Source organism: Phocaeicola coprophilus DSM 18228 = JCM 13818, from assembly GCF_000157915.1.
In the GTDB taxonomy this organism is placed as follows: Bacteria; Bacteroidota; Bacteroidia; order Bacteroidales; family Bacteroidaceae; genus Phocaeicola; species Phocaeicola coprophilus.
On record NZ_EQ973637.1, the window covers coordinates 45741 to 53457 of the forward strand.

The 7717-nt window shown below is 46.1% G+C and carries 4 protein-coding genes; 1 reads left to right on the top strand and 3 read right to left on the bottom strand.

What is annotated here, in order from left to right; all coding sequences use genetic code 11:
• Positions 1-763: hypothetical protein (locus BACCOPRO_RS06245; protein WP_008141976.1), on the top strand; the 763-nt coding region annotated here is incomplete at its 5' end.
• Positions 764-931: 168 nt separating this feature from the next.
• Here the strand turns inward: BACCOPRO_RS06245 and BACCOPRO_RS06250 are convergent.
• Genes BACCOPRO_RS06250 through BACCOPRO_RS06260 form a run of 3 tightly spaced genes read right to left on the bottom strand, consistent with a single transcriptional unit; the run spans position 932 to position 7312 of the window.
• Complete coding sequence (locus BACCOPRO_RS06250) at positions 932-1267, bottom strand: hypothetical protein (protein WP_008141977.1); 336 nt, start codon at positions 1265-1267, stop codon at positions 932-934.
• Positions 1264-5523, bottom strand: coding sequence for an RHS repeat-associated core domain-containing protein (locus tag BACCOPRO_RS06255; protein ID WP_008141979.1), 4260 nt, complete (start codon positions 5521-5523; stop codon positions 1264-1266). The genes BACCOPRO_RS06250 and BACCOPRO_RS06255 overlap by 4 nt, the downstream gene beginning before the upstream one ends.
• A gap of 28 nt (positions 5524-5551) precedes the next feature.
• Positions 5552-7312, bottom strand: coding sequence for a type VI secretion system Vgr family protein (locus BACCOPRO_RS06260; RefSeq protein WP_008141981.1), 1761 nt, complete (start codon positions 7310-7312; stop codon positions 5552-5554).
• Positions 7313-7717 lie beyond the last annotated feature (405 nt).

The following is a 7717-nucleotide window of genomic DNA, read 5'->3' on the forward strand; positions in this document are numbered from 1 at the left end:
ATTTACCGAAGTATTGTTTATGAATAACTTTTGGATTGTTTTTTTCAAGACTTTGAATCGGACATTAAACATGTTGACTTTAGCTTCTGTCATCCTTGTTTTTTGTTTGGATATGTGGCTTTTTGATATTCCTGCTCCCTGCCAGTTCTTTGTTGCTTGTGGAAAATTCTTTTACGGAGTCGGGCTGTCGTTCATTGCCGCCTACATATTCTACCTCATAACGGTTCATTATCCTGAAGTAAAAAAGGCAAGCACAGTTTATAAGGTTTCTGATTTTCCGGCCATGGCAATAGTTACGAATATCGAACGGATATTCATTGATATGGCAAAGAAGCAAGGAATGGATATTAAGAGGGAGAACTTGAATGAAAAGTTGATTAAGGATATTCTTTCTTCTACAAGATGTTATGATGATTCAACTCTTAGTGATATTGATTCTCAAGGGAAAATAAAAGCAAAAAACTGGCTTGGGTATATTGTCTCCGTTGAAAAGACTTATCGCTCATTTATTAATGGTGTCAAATCACTCTATTCTCAGCTTGATTCAGAATATGTTGCTGCTATATCTGAAATTGAGCAATGCGATTTTTCCCAGCCTATTATGGCGATGCTTCTACGACATAAGACACAACAGAAGTCACAACAAAATATAGAATCAATTACTTTTGAGTCTGGCTTAGAGGATTTCTTTCTTGAGTTGTATAATAAATCTCAAGTTTTGCGTAAGATTATAGAAGAACGTCGGCTGAGATATAAATATTAATTTCGAAAAAAACTTAAAACCACCATTAAAAGAAAAGAGGGAAAACAAGCAAAAGAACTATTGATAACTTTTTTGTGAGAGATACCGTTTAAGGATTGTCGGAAAGACAAAACCACCCCGAAAGGTGGTTTCATCTATAATACAGACAGATATAGGAATTTGTATATTTTATTTAAGTACAATATAAAAATCATCTTTGCCTTTCCATGAAATCTTATAATATTTACTATCAATTAATCCTGTTTCTTTGTAGTAATCCACTAATTCTGAGGGAGACCAATCTTTTCCGTTAGAAAAAAGGGCTTCTAATGCAATTAGTTTTTTTATCAAAGTTACCCGTTGAGTTATATCCTTTGTAGGTAAATCTAACGCATAATACTTCCCTTTTTTTACAAATCCCATAGCAATAAGTTCCTTCTTGAAATTATCACCAGAATTACTAAGTAGAATACTCTGTCCAGCTAATTCAACTACTATAATTTTGTTGTCTAAACTTTCTCTCATTTCACAAGAACTGTTAATATTGTTGTTACAGACGCATTGTCTGTTGTTGGAATTGAATTTATAACCATTTCGGGAGCACCCCCAGGCAGATGTTGACCACCTCCTAAGAAATATTCATTACCTTCTAAAGGACTACGAGGATTCATAGAGGAAATTCCACTAACTTCTCTGATTTTAAAACCATTCTGAAGACTACCAGGATTTAGTCCCATGTCAGATTCTATTTTTGCAGCCTTTACTGATGAAATTGTTATAGTATCTCCCTTTTTGAAGTTACCAAAATACCCCAATGCTCCTTTGCAATCTGTAATGAAAGTCCCGTTTCTACCAATGCTTGGATATGCATCCCAATCTGTTGGGCTAATATTAAAGCCCTTATTATCTTGTAACATCTTATGTTGCCTTGCTCTTGCTTTATTTACTTTGTCACAATCCAATCCAAATGGGTCAACCTGTGTATTGGGGTCGAAAACATATCCGTATAGCGTAGGATTACCACCCGCCAGTCCAATGGGGTCGGAAGAAATATACATACCCATCTTCGGAGAGTAGTACCTGAACCTATTGTAATACTGATGGGTTTCTTTGTCCTCATAGTGTCCCTGATAGCGGAACGGAACAAAACATTTTTCTCCGGTATATTCTTTCGCATTCCCATATACATCTAGTAACATTTCCCAAACAAGTTTTCCCTTGCTGTCGTATGCCTGCGTAGGAGTTCCCAGATAGTCATGCACAATCGTGTAGCGTTCCTGTTCTGTCACCTTGGCCACGGGGGTGAAGCTCTGTCCGTCATATACCCATGTGATGACATTTTCAAATGTCACCTCACGGTCGTAGCTTTCCCGTCCCATGTCGTCTGTCACAAGCCGTGGTCGTTCGTTCTCTTTACACTCCCATTCGTGCAGCAGCACGTTACCGTCCCAGCAGAATATTTTTGCTGTTCTGTCGGATGTCTTTGCCGTGCGTCTGCCCAGTGCGTCGTACTCGAATGTCACGGTTTTTCCATCCGGTGTGATGACGCTTTCCAGCATACCGTTTGCCAACCACGTGTAGCAGGTGTCTCCCGGCTGCCATGCCTGTGTGTTGTTAGCTTCGGTTTTCTCACTGTCCATGAAAATGCTCAGAAAGCCGTGCCTTGCCTGTGCCTTTGGTGCTTCTGTCAGATTTCTCCGGCTCTTGTGTACGAGGTTTCCCTCGCAGTCATAGCTGTAGTGGAACTCGCCATCGCTCAGCAGCCGTCCGCCTCTGTCGTAGGTGCGGTCCCTGCGGTTCTCGTCCCGGTAGATGTTTCCCACCAGGTCGGGTGTGCGGAAGATGCGGTCGAACATGCCGTATTCTCCCCGTATGAGGTTTCCCACCGAGTCATAATCAAAGATTACCGGTTCTGCCGACAGGTTGCAGCGCATCGACATCAGCCTTGCGCCCACGTCCCATCTGTAGCTTCGGAATCCCGTATGCCTTCCATTGGAATACACGTGACGCGAGCGTACCATACCCGTGTCGTCATAGTCCGTGGCTATGCGTATTCCTCCCGTGGCGAAGCGTTCCACCTCGCGTCCGGCATCGTCACGTCTGATGCCGCTTTCCCATTTGGGATTGTCTTCCTTGCCGCAGCCTGCGTTTACTCCGCTTACCAGTCCGAAGCTGTCATAGTCCAGTCTCACGTCAGCGCCCAGCGAACTCCGTACTCTTGTGCGGTTTCCGTAGCCGTCGTATTCCGATTCCACGGAAGTCACTTCCACAGGTGTGTCTCCGGCCGGCAGTTCCATGCTTTCCCTGATGATGCGCCCTGCCGCGTCACGTTCCAGCCGGATGCGTGCCGATGCGTTTGCCGCCATTACCAGGTTACCGTTCTTGTCGTAGGAGTATTCCTCTTTCGTGCCGTCATGATACGATACGGTACACATGCGTCCCCTTGCGTCATATTCGTAGGCGGTGCCTCTTCCTCCGGGACGTTCCACAAGTACGGTCTCTCCGGTACGGTTGCGTATGTAATTGCGCGTCATGCCGTCAAATCCCCTTTCCGTGCATACCTGTCCAGCCTTGTCACGGATGAAGCTGTATGAGTCGCCCCGTTCGTTCACCACGTCCGTCAGCCTTTCCATTCTGTCATAGAGGAATTTCACCTCACGTTCGCCTTCGGTACGTGTGGCGAGGCTTCCCAGCGGTGTGTATGTCATCCTTACGTGGCGGTGTGCGTCTCTTGCTTCCGTCACGCTGTCGTATGCGTCATATCCCAGTTCTACCGTGTTGCCGTCATGTGCGTACACGCGTGTGACACGTCCCAGAGCATCGTATTCGAAGCGGTCCGGTCGGAGTAGGGGTGAGTGTTCTGCAGTCACCTGTCCCCTGTGGTCATAATCCCACCGTCGCAGTGTCTTGCCGTTCTCGTTCCACGAAACGAGGTTGTGCTGTTCATCGTAAACGAGTTTGCTGATCTGCTCTCCACGTGTCATGGCTACCAGCATCCCGTTCTTGTCATAGTCGAATTTGGTTATTTCTCCCGTTCTGTCTATGGTGCGTGTCATCAGGTGCTTGCGCTCCTTGTCATACAGCCGCTGTGCCTTGTTCCCACATGCGTCCACATGAATGACGAGCCTGTCCAGTTCGTCGTATATGTATGTTTCCTCGGTTCCGTCCGGGTAGGTTACCGAGGTCAGGTTCCCTTTTTCGTCATAGCCATACCCCGTTATTCTTCCTTCGGGATCGGTCACTCTGTACGGTTCCGAATATTCCGTATATTCGTATCGGGTGATGTTTCCCAGCGGGTCTTCTTCTGCGGTTACTATTCGGTCCGGCCTGTACCTGTATGTGGTTGTTCCGCCCATTGCGTCCGTCACGAGGTTGAAGCCTTTTTCAGGATGGTATTCTATTCTTCCCTCCTGAATGCCGTCCTTGCCCCATGTGTGTACGCAGCGTCCCTTTCCGTCGTATTCCCAGTGGAAGGTGTCCCCGTTGCGGTCTGTGTTTTCCGTCATCAGGTGTCCATCGTACAGGATGTGCGTGGTCTGTCCGAGTGCGTCAGTGATGGACATCATGTTCCCGTCCTTGTCATATTCGTATACCACGAGCATTTCCGTACCTTTTATCGTTTCGAGGGATATTCTTGTTATGAATCCCCTCTGTTCCGTTTCCACCCGTATACATCTTCCGGCAGCGTCCGTGATTGTTTCCGGTTTCCCGTTGCTGAATCTCAGTTCCGTTCCCATGCCGTCAGGGTTAGTCAGCCTTGTCATCCTGAAAGTGTGTCCGTCTCCGCAGCGCAGATCGAACACGGATGTCAGCATCGTGTCATGGCTGTATGCCTCATATCCTGTTTCCGTATGCCTCAATGTCGTCCGTTCCTCTCTCAGATACATTTCTTTTCCTTGAGGTATCATCGGGAAAGCCACGATTCTTCCATCTTCCATGCGCAGTGCTGTGGCTCCTTCTTGGGGAAGTTCCTGCACGCACCTGTCATAGATGCAGTGCACTCCGTGTCCTAACCATCCCACATAGTTGGAGTCGGAGTACCATGACCGTTTCCACGATAACGGTACGGGTGATGGAAAGCTGAAGTCCAGTCCCTCGTAAACCACTACGCCTCCCACAAGATCTACAGGCTCGAAGCCCATCTTACAGAGCATGTCCGATAGCTTCTGTGTCCCCGGGACTTTTTGCATTACCTTGCTTTGCAGAATCTTTGTATTGAACTTGCTGATGCCCACCTTTTTCAGTACGCTGAATCCGATATTGTAAAACATTCCTTCCATTGCGCCACCGATATCCGGGATGTAGGGGCCTCCTACATATACCGGCTTTCCTGTCGGAACAGGTAGTGAAAATGAAGTGGGTGCAAAGAGTGTGGGCACAAGGCTCTTTCTTTTCTTTGCCTTGTTGCCTTCCAGGGTTGCAGACAGCGGAAGCCCGATGTCGTTGCATGTCATTACCATGTATCCCTTCGGACTCAGGCGGCTCCCGTCTGAGAATACGTTCTGCGACGAGAAGAAGTTCATGCTCTCATGCCCTATCATCGAGGGATTGACAAAGCTGCCGACCAGTGGTATGTGTACCAGTGTCAGCAATACCCCGCTGGTGTCTGACACTCCGCGTTTCAGGCCGTTGATTGTTACGTTTGTGCCCAGAAAGGGAATGTAGTCCGCCGGATCCACCACGATTCCTATGTACGGATGGACCGGATTGTAAGGAGGTACGGCTGTCATGTGTACATCCACCCCGGTGACTGCAGTCAAGTGTGTGTCGGCGAGTAGCATGGACTTTGTTTTATGGGTTTGGAAATTGTTATGACATATTGAAATTCAGGGTTCCGCCACTGATATTTGTTATATTCGTTCCTTTTACATCAACCATTTTTCCTGAAATAGAGATACTGGTTGTGCCTTTGGATTCTATTGCAGGTGCTTCCGATGTGAGTTTGGTTTGGCTTGTAATAAGTGTTTCAGTGGTTCCATCCACTGTGGTCTTGTCGCTTTTTACAATTACCTCTTTGTCTCCTTTGGTATCTACCTTCTCATCAGCGTGTATTTCGATTACTTTGGAATGCAGGGTGATTTTCTCTTCCGAGTCGATGGTGATGGTCTTGTCACCGCCCAACAATACTTTGCTGCCGCTCGGATCTGTGATAAGGATACTTCCTGCATCATCATCTATGGTGATGGTGCATCCGCTCCGAGTGGTCATGCTCTTTTTCTTGTTGCCGCTGTCACCGCCTGTGCCTGTCTTTCCGTTGAACAGGCTTCCCATTACGAATGGACGGTTCGGGTCGTCATGCCGGAAGCCTACCAGTACGATGTCGTCCTTTTCCGGGATAAAGACAAATCCTCTGTTGGCCGATACTTTGTCGCTCATTCCGGCATCCGGTGTCATGACACGTATCCATGAGGTTTTCATGTCTCCCGACTGCCAGTTCATCTTTACCTGAACGCGTCCCTGCTTCTTTGGGTCATCATTGCTTACCACTACCGCCTGTTGCGTCTGTGCTACAGGCAATGGAACATCTGGAGACGGCAGGTTAGGTATTGTTGCGCTCAGTGCCGTAAAGGTATTGTAATAGCTGTTGCCGGAACCTATTATATGGGTTATTTCCGTAATGATATATGAGCCAAGCATCTGTTCTGTAAAACTGAAATCCTCACCTTGTATGGCCGTTTGTATGTCAACCACACTGCCTACTGTCAGGCTATAGCAGTCGCTTTCGCAACTAACGTAGTGGGAGGCTGCAGTATCGCTCTGTTGTTTCTTCTGGAAATAGTTGTCAAGTTCTACTTTGTTGGATATACGGGGTTCTGCATATTGGTTGGCCGGTGACTTGAATAGTCCTATGGAAGCCTGAAATGCAGAATGTCCCAAACTGCCAAGACCTCTTGGTGCGTCTGGTGATGTTGATTCAAACTTTTGTCCGTCTTCAGAGTGGTAGGATTGACCTGCCAGCGGACGGGCGATGGCTTGGATGGATATGTCAAGGCTTTGCAGGTTTCTTCCGTACATCAGGGGTATGCTGCTCGCAGCAGCAGGTTTGCCGAATACGAGTTGCTTTCCGTCATAGTACAACCATTCATGGTACTGTCTGGCCAGCCTGCGGATAAAGTCAAAATTGCTTTCCCTGTATTGGCATTCGTATGCTATCTTTTCTGTGTATTCGGGAGAAATAAGTGCGGTTACTCCGGCTTTTTCACAAACTTCGTTGACAATGTTGGCCAGAGTCTTGTCCAGCCACGAAGCGCATGTCGGTTCAGACTCCAGAAGAAACGTATTTGAGTATCCCGTCAGAAGCAGGCAACCGTGGTTTCCGGATGCTCTGTGTAGCGAAACATGTGTGGCTATTCCCACAAATGTATTTTCGCCCATCAGTATGACGACTTTTTTCCCAAGCCAGCTCTTTGCCTTCTCCAGTGAATGCGTTGCATAGGCTTCACCCACCTCTATGTCAAAACTTATCTCGAAATAGTGATGGTCATTGATTACCTGTTTCAGCATTACCTGCAGAAAAGAGTGCTGCGGATTTCCATCTATGCTGATTGATATTTTCTTTTCTTCCAGCATGGCAATAGTCTGTTAAAAGTTTGATAACAATTGGAGTCTCTTTTCCCGAAATATGTCAGGACATAAAAACAGAAAAAGGAAACCTCAAAGCCTGAACTTTTTGAATTTTCCTCCTCTTTCTTCATGTGATTTCAGTTTTATTTATGGGAGAAAAGGAAAAAACAAAATCTTCTTGCTAATCGCAAATATACGTGAATGAAAAAACAAAACCAAATTTTATAAGCCGTTTTTGATATGATGAAAGTGAAATAAGCGTTTTGATTTTCAATATTTTCTGATTGATAAGCTAACAGCAGAAATATTTTTAATGGCATTTTTATTGGAAAATAATTATGCCGCCCCAAAGTGGAATGCTTGGAGCGGCATAATAATCATTTATTCCATTGTAAGGCAGATCTTTTCATC